This window comes from Azotobacter bryophylli (genome assembly GCF_042643485.1).
In the GTDB taxonomy this organism is placed as follows: Bacteria; Pseudomonadota; Gammaproteobacteria; order Pseudomonadales; family Pseudomonadaceae; genus Azotobacter; species Azotobacter bryophylli.
Genome location: NZ_JBHRSJ010000007.1, coordinates 1 through 16,637 on the forward strand (window position 1 = coordinate 1; position 16,637 = coordinate 16,637).

The 16,637-nt window shown below is 62.8% G+C and carries 14 protein-coding genes, 1 tRNA gene and 1 pseudogene; 8 read left to right on the plus strand and 8 right to left on the minus strand.

The window, feature by feature from the left end; all coding sequences use genetic code 11:
* Positions 1-248: pseudogene (locus tag ACFOJE_RS04060) on the plus strand (hypothetical protein); the annotation flags it as partial.
* Positions 249-551: 303 nt separating this feature from the next.
* On the opposite strand, the gene ACFOJE_RS04065 reads toward ACFOJE_RS04060, so the two are convergent.
* The 3 genes from ACFOJE_RS04065 to ACFOJE_RS04075 all read right to left on the minus strand — a co-directional run bounded on the left by ACFOJE_RS04065 (position 552) and on the right by ACFOJE_RS04075 (position 4,603).
* Entirely contained in the window at positions 552-2,084 is a 1,533-nt protein-coding gene (locus ACFOJE_RS04065) for a J domain-containing protein (protein WP_377812994.1), read from the minus strand.
* A 669-nt stretch (positions 2,085-2,753) separates the two neighbouring features.
* On the minus strand, positions 2,754-3,008 hold the full coding sequence (locus tag ACFOJE_RS04070; RefSeq protein ID WP_377812995.1) for a DUF2790 domain-containing protein: 255 nt from the start codon (positions 3,006-3,008) through the stop codon (positions 2,754-2,756).
* 248 nt (positions 3,009-3,256) lie between these two features.
* Positions 3,257-4,603: a class II 3-deoxy-7-phosphoheptulonate synthase gene (locus tag ACFOJE_RS04075; protein ID WP_377812996.1), complete on the minus strand. Its 1,347-nt coding sequence runs from the start codon at positions 4,601-4,603 to the stop codon at positions 3,257-3,259.
* A 114-nt stretch (positions 4,604-4,717) separates the two neighbouring features.
* On the opposite strand from ACFOJE_RS04075, the gene ACFOJE_RS04080 reads away from it, so the two are divergent.
* The 3 genes from ACFOJE_RS04080 (at position 4,718) to ACFOJE_RS04090 (ending at position 8,279) form a co-directional block, all read left to right on the plus strand.
* Complete coding sequence (locus ACFOJE_RS04080; RefSeq protein ID WP_377812997.1) at positions 4,718-5,467, plus strand: spermidine synthase; 750 nt, start codon at positions 4,718-4,720, stop codon at positions 5,465-5,467.
* A 312-nt stretch (positions 5,468-5,779) separates the two neighbouring features.
* A complete protein-coding gene (locus tag ACFOJE_RS04085; RefSeq protein ID WP_377812998.1) occupies positions 5,780-7,453 on the plus strand; it encodes a DEAD/DEAH box helicase in 1,674 nt (557 codons plus the stop codon).
* Positions 7,454-7,625: 172 nt separating this feature from the next.
* Positions 7,626-8,279, plus strand: a complete 654-nt coding sequence (locus tag ACFOJE_RS04090) for a thiopurine S-methyltransferase (protein ID WP_377812999.1) — start codon at positions 7,626-7,628, stop codon at positions 8,277-8,279.
* Positions 8,280-8,283: 4 nt separating this feature from the next.
* Here the strand turns inward: ACFOJE_RS04090 and ACFOJE_RS04095 are convergent, their stop codons facing one another.
* The 4 genes from ACFOJE_RS04095 to ACFOJE_RS04110 form a co-directional block, all read right to left on the minus strand.
* Positions 8,284-8,931, minus strand: a complete 648-nt coding sequence (locus ACFOJE_RS04095) for a DUF2959 domain-containing protein (RefSeq protein WP_377813000.1) — start codon at positions 8,929-8,931, stop codon at positions 8,284-8,286.
* 77 nt (positions 8,932-9,008) lie between these two features.
* Entirely contained in the window at positions 9,009-9,881 is an 873-nt protein-coding gene (gene htpX, locus ACFOJE_RS04100; protein ID WP_377813001.1) for a protease HtpX, read from the minus strand.
* A gap of 104 nt (positions 9,882-9,985) precedes the next feature.
* Positions 9,986-10,429 (minus strand): hypothetical protein, encoded by a 444-nt coding sequence (locus ACFOJE_RS04105; protein WP_377813002.1) that lies wholly within the window; start codon positions 10,427-10,429, stop codon positions 9,986-9,988.
* Positions 10,430-10,436: 7 nt separating this feature from the next.
* Positions 10,437-11,648, minus strand: a complete 1,212-nt coding sequence (locus tag ACFOJE_RS04110; RefSeq protein WP_377813003.1) for a pyridoxal phosphate-dependent aminotransferase — start codon at positions 11,646-11,648, stop codon at positions 10,437-10,439.
* Positions 11,649-11,967: 319 nt separating this feature from the next.
* On the opposite strand from ACFOJE_RS04110, the gene msrB reads away from it, so the two are divergent.
* Together msrB and ACFOJE_RS04120 are read left to right on the plus strand one after the other, a co-directional pair.
* A complete protein-coding gene (msrB, locus tag ACFOJE_RS04115; protein ID WP_377813004.1) occupies positions 11,968-12,366 on the plus strand; it encodes a peptide-methionine (R)-S-oxide reductase MsrB in 399 nt (132 codons plus the stop codon).
* A 76-nt stretch (positions 12,367-12,442) separates the two neighbouring features.
* Positions 12,443-12,928, plus strand: coding sequence for a glutathione peroxidase (locus tag ACFOJE_RS04120; RefSeq protein ID WP_377813006.1), 486 nt, complete (start codon positions 12,443-12,445; stop codon positions 12,926-12,928).
* Positions 12,929-13,017: 89 nt separating this feature from the next.
* Here ACFOJE_RS04120 and ACFOJE_RS04125 read toward each other — a convergent pair whose 3' ends face one another.
* Positions 13,018-15,336 carry a hybrid sensor histidine kinase/response regulator gene (locus ACFOJE_RS04125; RefSeq protein ID WP_377813008.1) on the minus strand — a complete coding sequence of 773 codons (2,319 nt, stop codon included), beginning with the start codon at positions 15,334-15,336 and terminating at the stop codon, positions 13,018-13,020.
* Positions 15,337-15,446: 110 nt separating this feature from the next.
* Between ACFOJE_RS04125 and ACFOJE_RS04130 the strand changes: the two genes are divergently transcribed.
* A complete protein-coding gene (locus tag ACFOJE_RS04130; RefSeq protein ID WP_377813009.1) occupies positions 15,447-16,343 on the plus strand; it encodes an ATP-binding protein in 897 nt (298 codons plus the stop codon).
* Between the two features lie 216 nt (positions 16,344-16,559).
* Positions 16,560-16,635 (plus strand) — tRNA-Glu (locus ACFOJE_RS04135).
* Positions 16,636-16,637 lie beyond the last annotated feature (2 nt).

Here is a 16,637-nt window from a genome sequence, read left to right on the forward strand (position 1 = left end):
CGATGGATACCGCTGACCGAACGCAGTCCGATGTTGCTGAGGCCAAGACCAGCCGCCTTCAGGACAAAATCGAGAAGCTCCGGCAGCAGATGCAAGCGCTCAAGCACTGGATGGGCGCGACGCACTTCCTGACCAAAACGCTGCCTCGGGTGAGCACGGAGATGAGTCTCCATGTGCTCGCCTACAACCTCAAACGGCTGATGAACATCTTTGGCATCCGTGGTGCGGTAGAGGCCCTGCGGGCCTGAGGCGGCCCATTTTGACTCGTTCCCCCGCCTCAGGATGCCGTAGATGGCGCCAGGCGGCTCAGGTAGCGGTCTGCTCCGAGCTGCCGTGCCTAAACCTCACCCGACCTCGGGTCAAAGGCTGCCTGTAGCTCTGGTGTTAGCACTTCGCTGTTTTCACATAGCCTGGATCCAAAGCGGACGTCTGCAATTAAAGGGGGAGTGAGTTTTAAGTTTCCGCCAAGTAATTCTCTCCGATCCTTTAATAATGCGCTTTTAGTGGTGAGCCTGGCCAAGGCGATACAACAAGCATTTTCGCCTTCTTGGTTAGAACTCACTTTCGGGGATCGAGTATGTCTGCATGTTCCCGTTCCTGACTTTGTACAGGGTCATCGTCATGTCGGTGTACTCAACTCCGTTATATGTCCGGTTCTCCTCGACTTGGAACTGCTCAGATTTTGCGAGCCCACCAGTATCGAGGTCTCGGTAGCGAACATCGTAGCGACCGACCATGATGTCTGACACAGTGAACTTGCCGCCCTTGGGTATGAAGAACACCCGCACAGGGAAAGCCTCAGGCCCGCCAATATCGACAAGCTTCACGAAAACGTCCGAGTCGTTTCTCGCGTTGTCGATAGTGACCTGGGAGTAACCGCCTTTGTTTAGCTGCTTGAAGCCCGGCACATAGCCAGCCATTTTCGGCCAGGGCGCCCCATTCGGAGCTGTCTTCGGCCGGGCATATCCCAGCTTGGTCACAACCATCGGCTGCGCCATGGGTTCCTGCGTGTACGGTACCGACCGCTCGAGTGGTTTGATGGCCGGCGCCGGCTTCGACTGCATCTGATTGTTGTAGAGGAAAGCGACGACGAAGAGCAGCGCGGCGACGATGAATGTGACCGCGTAGCATGCCACCGCGAGGCCGAGCAGTCGGCTCTTAGCCTTGCATACAGGCAGGGAATGGCAGTCAGCGAAGTCATCGTGGGTGGTGAAGTAATCAACATTGCCGTTGGCGGCGGCAGTCCTGAACTCCCCATCATAGGTTTTAAGCTGATTCACCAGCGTGTCGTACATGGCCTTCGGACTGATGCTGAACGTATCCCTGGACTCACCAAAGGCAATATTCACCGTGGTCCCGTTGTAAATTCCGTTTGTGTAGTTGTGAGTCGCATTGATATTCGTCAGCGTCCAGATTGGCCAGTACCTCACCCTGTCAAAGTCCGTTTTGATGATGTAGAGCGGGCATGCAATCAACCAACTGCGAAGTGGTGACACATGCCAGCGCACAATCCGCGAGAGGTTGATTGCGAGGAGTAAAGTTGCAGCCCCAGTAAGGCCCAGCATCCATAGGATGCCGTCTTGGTCCCACTTGCACTGCCCAGCATCGAAGAAGAGATAAACGAACCAGCCCAGAAGAACTATTGACCAGATGTAGTTCCCTACCACGCCGCCATTCTTGATCAGCAACTGGTCCTTGTTCTCTCCGGATACTCGTTTCTTAAGCCTCTCCCTGGCCGAGGCCGGCAGATTCGCATACGCGAAGGAGCCAGCACGGGGAAGGACAAACTCCTGATCACCGGCCTCATCTGGCTGGCGAGCCTGAGGTTTCTGCGTCTCAGCACTACTGGGTGCCCCCTGCTCTTGAGCAGCAATCCAGGCGTCATGCTGGCGGCGCTTCTGAGGGTCTGAAAGCACCTCGTAGGAGGTGTTGATCAACGCCATAATCCGGACGGCATCTGGATTGTCCGGATTCCGATCCGGGTGATACTTCTGCGTCAGGGTCTTGTATGCGGCTCGAATGACCTCTTGGGGGGCAGACCTCGAAACCTTGAGGTTGTCGTAGTGCGTGCGAACAGGCGCCATAGTCCTTTAGACCCTACAAAAAGTATCAATTATAACGAGAACCTGCCGCGGCCTCGTGGTCTCAATGTCCAATTCAAAAGAGCCGCTAGCTCGATACGACCGAACAATACTGAATCGCCCCTGGCTTGTAGCCCCTTGAGTGGTTGCTCCTGGCCGTTTATAGCCAAATTGGGTACCCAAGTGCGCCAAGGCTGCCTCGTTCCAGCTCAGCCGAACAACCGTGGCCGAATCGGATCAGGTAGGTGGCTCGATGTGAAACCGGAGCAAGGCACAGAGGCGAGGATAGAAGAGACGGTGGTGGAGGGTGATCCAATATGGCTCTCGCTTTGCCTGGCGGGGCGATGGCTGGGGTGCACATGCAGGAGAGCGCAGCGCACCTACCGGACTTGCCGGTCGGTATCCGGTTGCTGGCGTCATGCGCGTTCCGCTGTTGTGTCCGGCCATAAAAAGGCGCCGACCGGCAGCGGGCGACCGGCGGCGCAAAGTCCCCCAGCCTAGAGGGGATCGATGCCGTGCTCGGCGTAGGAGCTGGCGCGGGTACTGTCGGAGGCGAGGTGAGCGCAGGTGGGGCTGGGCGAGGACGGGGAGCGGGCTGACGAGGGGCAGGAACTGGGGGTAGGTTTGAAACCCTCGCATCCTCGTCCCTGAGGACACAAGAAGAGAGCTTTGTCAGCTCTGCTGGCTGCAGGCTCTGGACAACTTGCGGTACGCGACGGTCTTGGTTTCGCCGGCCGAATTCAGATAGACCATCTTGGCGGTGATCACTTCGCACACGAACGGATCTTGCGGATCGTCGATGGCGATCACCTTGGCGATATCCAGATTCATGCCGTAACGATAGGACTCCATTTCCGGCGTCTCCGCGGCTTGGGCGGCGAACGCCAGGCCACAGAGCGATAACGGTAGAAGATATGAGAGTTTCATGTCGCTCACCTCGAAAAGAGATCGGTCCAATCCCCCTCAGGGCCGAATGGCTCGGCAACTTCCAAACCGGATTTTGTTTTGACTGCTCGGGTTTTCTGAAAGGTTAGGTCAGATTCTAAAGATAAGGATGAGCGTACAAAAATCGCTGTCGTCGATAGTGATGATCGATGCTTGCGGCAGGAAGGGCGGCTTTCGTTGAGAAAGAATGGTGTTGCGAAGGGGGCATCCGAGTGCCCCCCTTGGCGCTTTCAGCGACGCACCTGTTTCAGCGTGTCGGCGATGAGGAAGGCCAGCTCTAGGGACTGGTCGGCGTTCATGCGCGGATCGCAGTGGGTGTGATAGCGGTCGGAAAGCGATTCCTCGGTCACCGCTCGGCTGCCGCCGATGCACTCGGTGACGTTCTGCCCGGTCATTTCGATGTGGATGCCGCCGGCGTAACTGCCTTCGGCCCGGTGCACGGCGAAGAATTGCCGGACCTCGCCGAGGATGCGTTCGAAGTCGCGGGTCTTGTAGCCGCTGGTGGCCTTGATGGTATTGCCGTGCATCGGGTCGGAACTCCACAGCACCTGGCGGCCTTCGCGCTGGACCGCCTGCACCAGGCGCGGCAGATGCTGCTCGACCTTGTCCGCGCCCATCCGGGCGATCAGGTTGAGGCGGCCCGGATCGTCGTCCGGGTTGAGAATGTCGATCAGGCGGATCAGCTCGTCCGGGTCCATGCTCGGGCCGACCTTGACCCCGATGGGGTTGCAGACTCCGCGCAGGAATTCCACGTGGGCACCATCCAGCTGACGGGTGCGGTCACCGATCCAGAGCATGTGGGCGGAACAGTCGTACCAGTCGCCGGTGAGGCTGTCACAGCGAGTGAGCGCCTGTTCGTAGTTCAGCAGCAGCGCCTCGTGGGCGGTGAAGAAACTGGTCTCGCGCAGCTGCGGCGCATTCTCCAGGCCGCAGGCGCGCATGAAGGCGAGCGTCTCGTCGATGCGATCGGCCAACTGGCTGTATTTCTCGGTCAGCGCGGCGTCGGCGATGAAATCCAGATTCCACTGGTGGACCTGATGCAGGTCGGCGAAGCCGCCCTGGGCGAAGGCGCGCAGCAGGTTGAGGCTGGCGGTGGACTGGTGGTAGGCCTGCAGCAGACGCTGCGGGTCGGGAACACGGCTCTTCTCGTCGAAGTCGATGCCATTGACGATGTCGCCGCGGTAGGCAGGCAGGGTGACGCCGTCGACCGTCTCGTTGCCTGAGGAGCGCGGCTTGGCGAACTGTCCGGCCATGCGGCCGACCTTCACCACCGGACAGCCGGCGGCGAAGGTCATGGCAATGGCCATCTGCAGCAGGACCTTGAAGGTGTCGCGGATCTTGGTCGCGGAAAACTCGGCGAAGCTTTCGGCGCAGTCGCCACCTTGCAGCAGGAAGGCGCGGCCCTGGGTGACTTCGGCGAACTGGCGGCGCAGCTCGCGTGCCTCGCCGGCGAACACCAGCGGCGGATAGCCCGCGAGGGTTCCCTCGACCTGGGCGAGCGCTCCGGCATCCGGGTACTCGGGTTGTTGCTGGATGGGTTTCGCCCTCCAGCTCGTGGGGCTCCAGTTCTGCTTCATCGCCTGCTCTGTGGAATGGTTCGTGGCCATCATTTTACCGATCCCCCTGGTGCGAAGTGATCAACGAACGGATGGGCGGCTGTTAATATGCACCATCGTCCAAAGGGGATCGGAATGGAAAAAGAGGAACGGCTGCTCGCCGAGGTGCGTGACGATTTCGGCCTGATCCGGGTGTTGGAGGTCGGTGACTACCGTTTCCTCGAGTTCGGCGAGGCGGTGGAGCAGAGCTGCGTGTTCATGGCCGACCCGGCCTGGCTGGAATACGACTACAGCCGGGCAATGCTGCTCGGCGGACTCTGCCACGAGGCGCCGGAAAGCGCCCTGTTCCTCGGCCTGGGGGCTGGCAATCTGACCCAGGCCTGCCTCGAGTTCCTGCCTCTGGACGATGTGGAAATCATCGAACTGCGTCCCGAGGTTCCGCGTCTGGCGATGGAATTTCTGGGACTGGCGGACGATCCACGACTGACCATCCGCATCGGGGATGCCGTCGAGCTGCTGGACAGCGCCGAGAGCGCCGATCTGATCTTCGTCGATCTGTACACCGACACCGGGCCGGCCGTCGGCCATCTGGCGTGGAACTTCCTCGCCGATTGCCAGCGGCGCCTCAACCCGGGTGGCTGGCTGATCATCAATCAGTGGGCCGGCGACGACGGCAAGCCTCTCGGTGCGGCCCTGCTGCGCGGGCTCTATCATCGCCATTACTGGGAGTGCCCGGTGAAAGAGGGCAACGTGGTGTTGCTGGTTCCCGCCGACCTCGAGCAGGAACTCGATTTCCAGCGCTTGCAGTCCAGAATCGAGGCCCTGGCGCCGCGGCTGGGGTATTCCCTCGCCGGGCTGATGCGCAGCCTACGGCCGGCGAGCTGATCCCGCAGTAAGCCGGCGCGGTGGTGACCGTTCGCCGGCTCGCCGGAAGAAAGCACGGGAAATGCGCGCAGGCCGAGTTTTTCCTGTATAGTTTGCGCCGGCCTTCAAACGGCCGCGTTCAAGTGGCAACTTTCCCGAAGCCTCGCCTTCGGCTGCTGGTCCGCCCGCCGGACCATCCTTGACGATTCATCCATTTTCATCACGCGTTCTCGCAAATTCTTGTCGACCAGGCTGCCAGGGCGACCCTATGGGTCTTACACGGCATGCGCGGCTTTGGACCCTGGGTTTGCGGATGCACATGAGGCAGATCCCATGACCCAGGAAACCGGCGGCTTCGCCGCACTCGGCATTCATCCCGCTGTACTCGCTGCGATCACCGCGGTGGGCTACGAGGAACCGTCCCCCATTCAGGCCCAGTCCATTCCGGTGATCCTCGCCGGCCACGACATGATCGGCCAGGCCCAGACCGGCACCGGCAAGACCGCGGCCTTCGCCCTGCCGCTGCTGTCGCGCATCGACCCGGCCAAGCGCGAGCCCCAGGTGCTGATCCTGGCGCCGACCCGCGAGCTGGCCCTGCAGGTGGCGACCGCATTCGAGACCTATGCCAAGCAACTGCCCGGCGTCGGCGTCGTGGCCGTCTACGGCGGTGCGCCCATGAGCCCGCAGTTGCGCGCCCTGCGCCAGGGCGCGCAGGTTCTGGTGGCCACCCCGGGCCGCCTGTGCGATCACCTGCGCCGCGACGAGCACCTGCTCTCCACCGTCAAGCACCTGGTGCTGGACGAGGCCGACGAGATGCTTAAGCTCGGCTTCATGGATGACCTCGAGGTGATCTTCTCGGCCCTGCCGGAAAGCCGCCAGACGGTGCTGTTCTCCGCCACTCTGCCGCATTCGATCCGGGAGATCGCCGAAAAGCACCTGCGCAACCCGCAGCACGTCAAGATTGCGGCCAAGACCCAGACCGTGGCGCGCATCGACCAGGCCCACCTGATGGTCCATGCCGACCAGAAGACCGCCGCCGTACTGCGCCTGCTCGAGGTCGAAGAGTTCGACGCGCTGATCGCCTTCGTGCGCACCAAGCAGGCCACCCTGGACCTGGCCAGCGCCCTGGAAGCCAAGGGCTACAAGGCCGCCGCGCTGAACGGCGACATCGCCCAGAACCAGCGCGAGCGGGTGATCGAGTCGCTGAAGGACGGCCGTCTGGACATCGTCGTCGCTACCGATGTGGCGGCCCGAGGCATCGACGTACCGCGCATCACCCACGTGTTCAACGTGGACATGCCCTACGACCCCGAATCCTACGTGCACCGCATCGGTCGTACCGGTCGTGCCGGTCGTGACGGTCGCGCCCTGCTGTTGGTGACCCCGCGCGAGCGGCGCATGCTGCAGGTGATCGAGCGCGTTACTGGGCAGAAGGTCGCCGAGGTGCGCCTGCCCAATGCCCAGCAGGTGCTCGATGCGCGGATCAAGAAGCTGACCGCCAGCCTGGCGCCTCTGGTGGCCGATGCCGAAGCCACCCATGGCGAGCTGCTCGACCGCCTGATCGCCGACATTGGCTGTAGCCAGCGTGCCCTGGCGGCGGCCCTGCTGCGAAAGGCGACCAACGGGCAGGCGCTGAACCTCGCGGAAGTCGAGCGCGAGCAGCCGCTGGTGCCGGCCGCTCCGCGCGAGCGCCGCGAGCGCAGTGGCGAACGCAGCAGCGAGCGCAGCGAATACCGCGAGCGCCGAGCGCCCATGCCGCTGGCCGAGGGGCGCGTCCGTTGCCGTACCGCACTCGGCGCGCGCGACGGGATCGCGGCGAAGAACTTGCTCGGTGCCATCCTCAACGAAGGCGGTCTGGCCCGCGATGCCATCGGCCGCATCCAGATCCGCGACAGCTTCAGCCTGATCGAACTGCCCGAAGACGGCATCGACCGGCTGCTCGGTAAGCTGAAGGACACTCGTGTTGCCGGCAAGCAACTGAAGCTGCGGCGTTATCGCGAAGACTGATCCGCTTCGCGTCCTCCAGAGAGCCCTGCCTTGTGCAGGGCTCTTTGCTTTCCGCCTCCGGACGGCATTCCCGTCTGTTTCCTCGGTCCGGAGCGAGGTGCGGCTGGCGCGATTCGCCTCCAATCGGTATAGATGATGGTCGCAGCATAACCGTCGGACGAAGGAGAGAGCGGTGCACGAGGACTTTTGGATAGCGCGCTGGACGCGCAACGAGATAGGGTTCCATCAGGATGAGATCAATCCCTACCTGCGCCGCCACTGGCCGGCGCTGGGACTGACCCCGGGCGCTCGGGTGCTGGTGCCGCTGTGCGGCAAGAGTCTCGATCTGGTCTGGCTGGCCGGGCAGGGGCTGAGAGTGCTGGGTGTCGAGTTGGTGGAGAGGGCGGTAGAGGATTTTTTCGCCGAGCAGGACTTGCAGCCGCAGGTTTCCGCCAGTGGGCCGTTCAAGGTGTACTCGTCCGGCAATCTGCAGATCTTCTGTGGCGATATCTTCGCCCTGAGTCCGGCCGATGTCGCCGATTGCCAGGCGGTCTACGACCGCGCCGCGCTGATCGCCTTCCCGTCGGAAATGCGCGAGCGCTATGCCGCCCACCTGTCCGGTATTCTGCCGTCGGCTTGTCAGGGGCTGCTGGTCACCCTGGATTACGACCAGTCGCAGAGGAAGGGGCCGCCATTCGCCGTTCCCGATGTCGAGGTGCGTCGCCTGCTGTCTGCAGACTGGTCGCTGGAGGTGCTGGAGGAGCAGGATCTGTCGATCACCGGCAAGTTTCACCTGCACGGGCTGAATCGGTTGGACGAGCGTGTCTATCGACTGGTTCGTCGCTGATCCTTCAGTCGGCAGAGGCCTGCATTTTGCGGATGAAAGTGTCAGCCTCGTCGATGGAGAGCTGCATATCGCGTATCAACTGATCCACATTGCCCTGCAGGGTGCGGTATTCGCCCTGCAGGGAGCCAATGGCGCGGGCATTCAGGTTGTGCTTGAGAAACAGCACCTGGTCGTGCAGCACGCTCAGCACCGGCTGGATGCGCTTTTCCGCGGCCTTCATGTGCTGCAGTAGGATCCTGTACTCCCGTCTCGTGCGTTCCAGCTCCTGCGCGCTGGTCCGCCGCAGGCTGGCGTTGCTGTACTGGTCCAGTTCTCCTTCCCATTCGTCGAACAGCGCGCCGGCGACATCCTCGACTGCGGCGATCCGCTCGTGAACGGCCCGGGCGCTGGCTTCACTGGATTCATATTCGCGATTGAGCGCCTCGTAGCGCTCTTCCAGCTCGCCGCCCTGGACTGCCACCACGCTGCGATAGCGCTCGAGGGCATCCTTGAACTGCTCCTTGGCGTTCTGCTGGCTGTCGCGCGCCGCTTCGACCCGGTCGACCAGGATGTCGCGCTTGTGCACGCCGACCTTCTCCATGGTGGCGTAGTAGGCGCTCTGGCAGCCGCCGAGGACGAGTAGGGCGCAGCAGGCGATGATCAGGCGGCGCATGGGATCTCCCGTTTGGCGAGTGGGCAATAAAAAAGGCGACCTCGTGGTCGCCTTTTCCCTTCGCCAAAGCTTAGCGCTTAGCGCAGTTGGCGCAGCGCCTCGATGCGAACTTCCAGCGGCGGATGGCTCATGAACAGGCCGGCGAAGCTGGCTTTCTTCGCGGCGTTGATGCCGAACGCGGTCAGGCTGTCCGGCATGTGCACCGGCACCTCCTGTTCTGCCTGCAGGCGCTGCAGGGCGCCGATCATGGCGCCTTGCCCGGCCAGTTGCGCGCCGGCGGCGTCGGCCCGGAACTCGCGCTGGCGCGAGAACCACATGACGATGATGCTGGCCAGGATGCCGAGTACCAGTTCGGCGAAGAGGGTCGCTACGAAATAGCCGATACCCTGGCCCTCCTCGTTCTTGAGAATGGCCTTGTCGATGAAGTTGCCGAAGATCCGCGCGAAGAACATCACGAAGGTGTTCACCACGCCCTGGATCAGGGCCAGGGTCACCATGTCGCCATTGGCCACGTGACCGATCTCGTGGGCCAGCACGGCGCGCACTTCGTCGGGGGAGAAACGCTCGAGCAGGCCCTGGCTGACGGCGACCAGGGCGTCGTTCCTGTTCCAGCCGGTGGCGAAGGCGTTGGCCTCGTAGGCCGGGAAGATGCCTACTTCCGGCATTCTGATGCCCGCCTCGCGGGACAGCTCTTCCACGGTCTGCAGCAGCCACTGCTCATGACGGGTACGCGGCTGACTGATGATCTCGGTGCCGGTGCTCATCTTCGCCATCCATTTGGAGATGAACAGCGACACCAGCGAGCCGGCGAAGCCGAATACCGCACAGAAGATCAGCAGGCTGTTGTAGTTCTGGCCGGTGAAGCGGTCGACCCCGAGCAATTTCAGGGTGATGCTGGCGATGATCAGCACCGCCAGGTTCGTCGCCAGGAACAGCAAGATGCGCATCATGGATGAAACTTCTCCTCGTAGAGGCATGCATAAAGATACTGAGGGTCTTGCCGGGCTATATAAGGGGGCGCCAGCGGACTCTTCAACCGATCTACTATTTCAAACTATGTCGCTCCCGGGAGCGGCGGATCTTCGAAGATCAGGCGGGTCAGGAGTACCAGGCGCTCGGCATCGCGCTGCGCCAGCGCTTCGCGCAGCTGCCAGGCGAGCGTGCTGCGCACCCGGCGGACGCTGCTTGGCAGCTCCTGCTCCGGCGTCTGATCGGGAACCGTGCGGGATAGGCGCAGGAAGCCCTGTTCGCTGAGGATGGCCTGATCCAGCGCCTCATGGCTGATGGTCGATTCGAATCGCAGATAGCCTTCCTCGGCGAGCCAGAGCAGCGCGCCGAGGCAGCTCTGGTGGCGCGGGCTGGGCAGGCCGAACTCGTCCGGTTCCTCGAAGCCGATCAGGTCCGCCACGTACAGCGCGGTCTTGCGCGGAAAGGCCTGGTAGAGCCTCAGCAGACCGGCTGCAACGTCCTTGTGGAAGTCGTCGATATGCAGATCCATCGGCGGGTCATTGACGATAGGTCTTGAGGAAGTTGCCGATGCGGCCGATGGCCTGCTCCAAGTCGTCCAGTCGGGGCAGGGTGACCACCCGGAAATGATCCGGCCACGGCCAATTGAAGGCGGTGCCCTGGACGATCAGCAGCTTTTCCTGGAGCAGCAGATCGAGGACGAACTTCTCGTCGTTGTGGATCGGACAGACCTTGGGGTCGATCCGCGGGAAGGCGTAGAGCGCGCCCATGGGCTTGACGCAGCTGACGCCCGGAATGTCGTTGAGCAGTTCCCAGGCGCGGTTGCGCTGATCCAGCAGGCGACCGCCGGGCAGGATCAGGTCGTTGATGCTCTGGTAGCCGCCCAGGGCGGTCTGGATAGCGTGCTGGGCCGGTACGTTGGCGCATAGGCGCATGTTGGCGAGGATGTCGAGGCCCTCGATGTAGCTCTGCGCCTTGTGCTTGGGACCGGAGATGGCGACCCAGCCGGAGCGGAAACCGGCCACCCGGTAGGCCTTGGACAGCCCGTTGAAGGTCAGGCAGAGCACGTCCGGGGCCAACGAGGCAGTGGAGATGTGCTGGGCGTCGTCGTAGAGGATCTTGTCGTAGATCTCATCGGAGAAGATCACCAGGTTGTTCTGCCGGGCGACCTCGACCACCTGCTCGAGCACTTCCTTCGGATAGACGGCGCCGGTGGGGTTGTTCGGGTTGATCAGCAGCAGCGCTCTGGTCCTGGGGGTGATCTTGGCGCGCATGTCGTCGATGTCGGGATACCAGTTCGACTGCTCGTCGCACAGGTAATGCACCGCCTTGCCGCCGGCCAGGCTGGTGGCTGCGGTCCACAGCGGATAGTCGGGAGCCGGGATCAGCACCTCGTCGCCGTTGTTGAGCAGGGCCTGCAGGACCATGACGATCAGCTCGGAGACGCCGTTGCCGAGGTAGATGTCCTCGATGCCGACGCCTTCCACCTTCTTCTGCTGGTAGTACTGCATCACCGCCTTGCGCGCACTGAACAGCCCTTTGGAGTCGCTGTAACCCTGGGCGGTGGGCAGGTTGCGGATCACGTCCTGGAGGATTTCCTCAGGGGCTTCGAAACCGAACGGCGCCGGGTTGCCGATGTTCAGCTTGAGGATGCGGTGGCCTTCCTCTTCCAGGCGTTTGGCGTGCTTGAGCACCGGCCCGCGGATGTCGTAGCAGACGTTGGCGAGCTTGTTCGATTTACTGACCTGCATGTGTGTGACCCCAAAGAAATTGGCGCGCAACGAAGCCAGGGTCAGGTTGTGGGATGGGCAAGCGAAGGCGCTGGCAGCCGGGGCGGTGCCGCGCATCCAGCGCGGAGCACCGATCGCGACTTGCCGGAACAAGCCGCCGCGGGGCACACGGTACAGCCGCACTGGGTCAGCGAACGCAGCCGTCTCTCACAGCGGGACCGATTCGAGCCTTTCGGCCTTGGCTGTAGATGACGCGGGTGACAAACTGGGGGCGAATCATACGTCGCGGCCCGATCCGGGGAAAGGTACCGGTGGGCTTTTTTCCATTTTGAGGTGCCCCATGGACAAGCTCGATAAACCCCTTGAAGCCTGGCGCGAGGAACTCTCCGACGAGCAGTTCCATATCTGCCGCCTGGGCGGTACGGAGCGGGCTTTCACCGGCGAGTATTACGCCACCAAGACGCCCGGCCTCTATCGCTGCGCCTGCTGCTCCGCGCCGCTGTTCGACTCCGACGCCAAGTACGATTCCGGTAGCGGCTGGCCGAGCTACTTCCAGCCGGCCGCGCCGGACGCCATCGCCAGTCGGGACGATTTCAGTCACGGCATGCACCGTATCGAGGTTCGCTGCGCCCGCTGCGATGCGCATCTCGGCCACGTCTTCCCGGACGGGCCGCAGCCGACCGGATTGCGTTACTGCATCAACTCGGCTTCCCTCCAGCTGGAGCCGCGGCAGGCATGAAAACGGTCAGTCAATCCGCTCTCTGGTGCGTCAGCGCCAATGCCTGTGCCTGCCGGGAACGCACGGAGGAGAATCCATGAGCGATCCGTTGTTCGGCATTGCCTGTACGACCATCAACGGCGAGCGAAAGACGCTGGGGGACTTTCCGGGACGCGCCTGGCTGGTGGTCAACACGGCGAGCCGTTGCGGCTTCACGCCCCAGTACCAGGGGCTGGAGGAGCTCTGGAAGCGCTACCGGGATTGTGGGCTGGTGGTGCTGGGCTTTCCCTGCAATCAGTTCGGTGAGCAGGAGCCAGGCAATGAACTCGAAATCGCCGAGTTCTGCCAGCTGAACTATGGTGTCAGTTTTCCGCTGTTTCAGAAGATCGAGGTCAACGGCCCTCAGGCTCACCCCCTGTTCGCGGAGCTGAAGCAGCGTGCGCCAGGCCTGTTCGGCAGCCGGCGAGTGAAATGGAACTTCACCAAGTTCCTCATCGGTCGGGACGGCCGGTTGGTCAAGCGTTTCGCCCCCTCGACCGCTCCGAGCAAGCTCGGCCGCAAAATCGAAGCCCTGCTGGAATAGAACCTGACCGGCGGACAGGACCAGGCAGGCTTCGAGAAAGGCTTCATCGACATCCGCGTCGGACTGCTCTGACGCGTCCTCGGGGTGACTCATGAAGCGGGAGCCCTGCTCGGCAACCAGTTCTGCAGCAGGTGGGCAAGGTCTTCACGGCGCAGCGGTTTGGCCAGGTAGTCGTTCATGCCTGCGGAGCGGCAGCGCTCGCGGTCGTCCGGCAACACATTGGCGGTCAGCGCGATGATCGGCAGGTCGGGCCAGCGACCACTCTGGCGGATGCGCCGGCTGGCCTCGTAGCCATCCATGACCGGCATGTTGCAATCCATCAGGATGAGATCCACCGATGCCTGTTCCAGATAGTCGAGGGCCTCGCCGCCATGAGCGGCGATGGCCACGTCGTAGCCGAGTTTGGTCAGCATGCCCTTGGCGACCATCTGGTTGACCGGGTTGTCCTCGACCAGCAGCACGTGGTACGGCCGGGGTTCGATCTGCTCGCGGGGCTCGGTTTTGGACTGGATCGTGCCATTGGCTTGCAGGGCCCGATCCAGCGCCTGGTACAGGGCCGAGCGCGTCAGCGGGCGAGCCAGCTGTTGCAGGGGGGCGAGGGCGGTCGCCTCGCTCCTGGGCAGGAAGCTGCCATAGGGGGTGACCACCAGGAAGGGAATCTTCACGGCCGGGCGCAGGCCCAGCAGGCATTGCGGGCAATCGGTGATCAGCAGGTCGGCATTGACCCCTGCCAGTCCGGCGTCGATGTCCAGCCGTTGATACTCCAATCCCCAATGCGGCAGCCAGGTGCTGAGCAGTTGCTCGAGGCCGCTGTTGCTCGGGGTCATGGCGATGGTCCGGCCATGCAGGCGGGCGAGCGAGAGTGGCGGGGCGTGACGGGGTAGCGGCAGCTCGACGCAGAAGGTGCTGCCCAGCCCCTCTCTGGAGGTCAGCGTCAGCTGCCCGTTCATGGCCTGACACAGTTTGCGGGTCAGCGCCAGGCCGAGACCGGTTCCGCCGTATTGGCGCGTGATGTCGGCGGTCGCCTGGGCGAAGGGCTGGAAAAGGCGCTTCTGGGCTTCCTTGGAAATGCCGATACCGGTGTCCCGGATGAGGATCTGCATGCAGTCGTCCTTGGGGCAGACCTGTACGTCGACTCGGCCGAAACGGGTGAACTTCAGGGCGTTCGACAGCAGGTTGCTGACGATCTGGCGGACCCGGGTCGGGTCGCCGATCACCTGTGCCGGCAGCTCCGGATCGATCAGGCAGGTCAGCTCGACGCCCGGTGCTGCGCTCTGCGACAGCAGCGTGGCGGCATCCTCGACCAGGGCGCCTAGATCGAAGGGGATCTGTTCCAGTTCCATCTGGCCCGATTCGAACTTGGACAGGTCGAGCACGTCGTTCAGCAACCTCACCAGCACCTTGCCGGACGCATAGGCCACGGAAAGCTGCTGGCGTTGCTCGTTGCTGAGCGGTCCGTCGAGGGAGAGGGACAGCATGCCCAGCAGTCCGTTGAGGGGAGTGCGGATTTCATGGCTCATGTTGGCGAGGAAATCCGAGCGGGCCTGGGCCATTTCCAGCGCGGTTCGCCGGGCCAGCTCCAGGTCCCGATTGCTCTGGGTCAGGCGGGTGTTCGCTGCCTTCAGTTCGGCGGTGCGGGTCGTGACGATGTTTTCCAGTTCGCCGAGATACTGGGTCAGACGGCTTTCGGCCTCGCGCCGCTGGTCGATCTCCTGGCTGGTCTTGCGCAGCAACTGGTTGATGGCCTCTACCAGGATTCCGATCTCGTCGCTCTCGTGGCCGGGCGGGCAGAGCAGCGATTTGTCCTCATGGGGCTGATGGCCAGTCAGCATGCGTATCAGTTCGACCAGGGGCTTGGTCAGCATCCGGTTGAAGAGCACCAACAGCACCAGCGCCAGCAGCAGGCTGGTGGCGACGCTGGTCAGTAGGGTGAGGGCGGAGCGTTCGAGAAAGGCACTGCCGAAGGCGTAGGTGTCCACCTCCAGGCGCAGGAAGCCTAGGGCCTCGTAGGGATCGTGGGCGACCACCAGCGGTGCCGAGAAAAGCCTGCGCGGCTTGAACAGGATATCGCTGAGTACGCGGTAATCGCTGGTCATGGCCGGACGGCTGACGCTGGCCAGGGGGCGGTTGTCGCTGCCGGTGATTTCCGCGCGAATGACGGCGGGGGAGCGGAGCAGCCCTCTCAGCAGTTCCTGGGCCAGTTCGGCGTCGATGTTGTAGGCGATGCGGGCCGCCGGATTGTGGCTGATCTCCAGCAGGCTGTTCATCTGCCGGTCGATGGCTTCGTTCTCGGTGGCGTAATCGATGCCGATCTTCACCAGGCTCAGCAGCATGCCGAGAGAGAAAGCCGCCAGCACCGCCAGGTAGGCCTGTTTATAAGAGAGGCGGTTGGTCGGCGCTATATTCATCGGAATCCGAGGATCGAGTGGCGAACGGCGAGCGGCGTAAGATAGCGCATACCGGGGCCATGCTGGCAGGCCTAAACTGCACTTCTTTACCAGATTAGAAAGGAATGATTGTGAGTGCTCGATTGAATGATTTTCTGGATCAGGCGCAGGCTCTTCTGGTTCGTCTGGAGCCGCTGCTGCCGGCGCCGGCCCAGTCGGTGGATTGGGAGAGCGCTCTGGCGGCGCGCTGGCAGCGCGAGGGACGCCACGGGATGTTGATCCCGTTGCAAGTCAGCCTGGACATGCGGCTATCGGATCTGATCGGCGTGGATGGTCAGCGCGAGCAGCTGGCGCGCAATACCCGACAGTTCGTCGCCGGTCTGCCGGCCAACCACGCCCTGCTGTGGGGCGCGCGTGGTACCGGAAAGTCCTCCCTGGTCCGTGCGCTGTTGGCGGAACATGCCCAGGCGGGGCTGCGCCTGATCGAGATCGAGCGGGATCACTTGGCCGACCTGCCGCGGGTGGTGGAGCAACTGGTCGGGTTGCCCCAGCGCTTCGTGCTGTTCTGCGACGATCTTTCCTTCGAGGCCGGGGAGGGCGATTACCGGGTGCTGAAGAGCGTTCTGGACGGCTCTCTGGAGCGAGCCCCGGACAACGTGCTGCTCTACGCCACATCCAACCGCCGCCACCTGGTGCCGGAGAAGCAGGCCGACAACGACAACTGGCAACTGGTCGAGGGAGAGGTCCATCCGAGCGAGGCCGTGGAGGATAAAATCGCGCTGTCGGATCGCTTCGGCCTCTGGCTGTCTTTCTATCCTTTCACCCAGGACCATTATCTGGAAGTGGTGCGCCACTGGATTTCGGTGCTGGCCGAGCCGACCCGGTTGCCCTGGAACTGGGATGAGTCTCTGGAGAAGGCCGCCATCCGCTGGGCGCAGGGGCGCGGCAACCGCAATGGTCGCTGTGCCTATCAGTTCGCCCGGAACTGGGTGGGTCTGCAGTTGCTGGAAGTCCCGCAGGGGCTCTGATGGGAGGCGAGGCGATTGCGTTCGGCTTGGGCGAGAGGGTGGTAGACCCGCTTGCCCGATAGTCCCGGCCAGCGCTACGTCATTGATTTAAAAAAATATTTATCCGGGTGTTGACGACTTTCGAAAGGCTCCCTAGAATGCGCCCCACTTCCAGCGCAGAGGCAAAATCGAAACGCAGGAAGCCGGAAATAAAGTCTGTTGTAAGTTCCGGGCCGCGTCCCCTTCGTCTAGTGGCCTAGGACACCGCCCTTTCACGGCGGTAACAGGGGTTCGAGTCCCCTAGGGGACGCCAAT

Coding starts and splice junctions, on each gene's coding strand:
- ACFOJE_RS04065 (WP_377812994.1), bottom strand. CDS start 2,084: ATGGCGCCTGTTCGCACGCACTACGACAACCTCAAGGTTTCGAGGTCT.
- htpX (WP_377813001.1), bottom strand. CDS start 9,881: ATGATGCGCATCTTGCTGTTCCTGGCGACGAACCTGGCGGTGCTGATC.
- ACFOJE_RS04095 (WP_377813000.1), bottom strand. CDS start 8,931: ATGCGCCGCCTGATCATCGCCTGCTGCGCCCTACTCGTCCTCGGCGGC.
- ACFOJE_RS04110 (WP_377813003.1), bottom strand. CDS start 11,648: ATGCAGGTCAGTAAATCGAACAAGCTCGCCAACGTCTGCTACGACATC.
- ACFOJE_RS04085 (WP_377812998.1), top strand. CDS start 5,780: ATGACCCAGGAAACCGGCGGCTTCGCCGCACTCGGCATTCATCCCGCT.
- ACFOJE_RS04105 (WP_377813002.1), bottom strand. CDS start 10,429: ATGGATCTGCATATCGACGACTTCCACAAGGACGTTGCAGCCGGTCTG.
- ACFOJE_RS04120 (WP_377813006.1), top strand. CDS start 12,443: ATGAGCGATCCGTTGTTCGGCATTGCCTGTACGACCATCAACGGCGAG.
- ACFOJE_RS04070 (WP_377812995.1), bottom strand. CDS start 3,008: ATGAAACTCTCATATCTTCTACCGTTATCGCTCTGTGGCCTGGCGTTC.
- msrB (WP_377813004.1), top strand. CDS start 11,968: ATGGACAAGCTCGATAAACCCCTTGAAGCCTGGCGCGAGGAACTCTCC.
- ACFOJE_RS04080 (WP_377812997.1), top strand. CDS start 4,718: ATGGAAAAAGAGGAACGGCTGCTCGCCGAGGTGCGTGACGATTTCGGC.
- ACFOJE_RS04125 (WP_377813008.1), bottom strand. CDS start 15,336: ATGAATATAGCGCCGACCAACCGCCTCTCTTATAAACAGGCCTACCTG.
- ACFOJE_RS04075 (WP_377812996.1), bottom strand. CDS start 4,603: ATGAAGCAGAACTGGAGCCCCACGAGCTGGAGGGCGAAACCCATCCAG.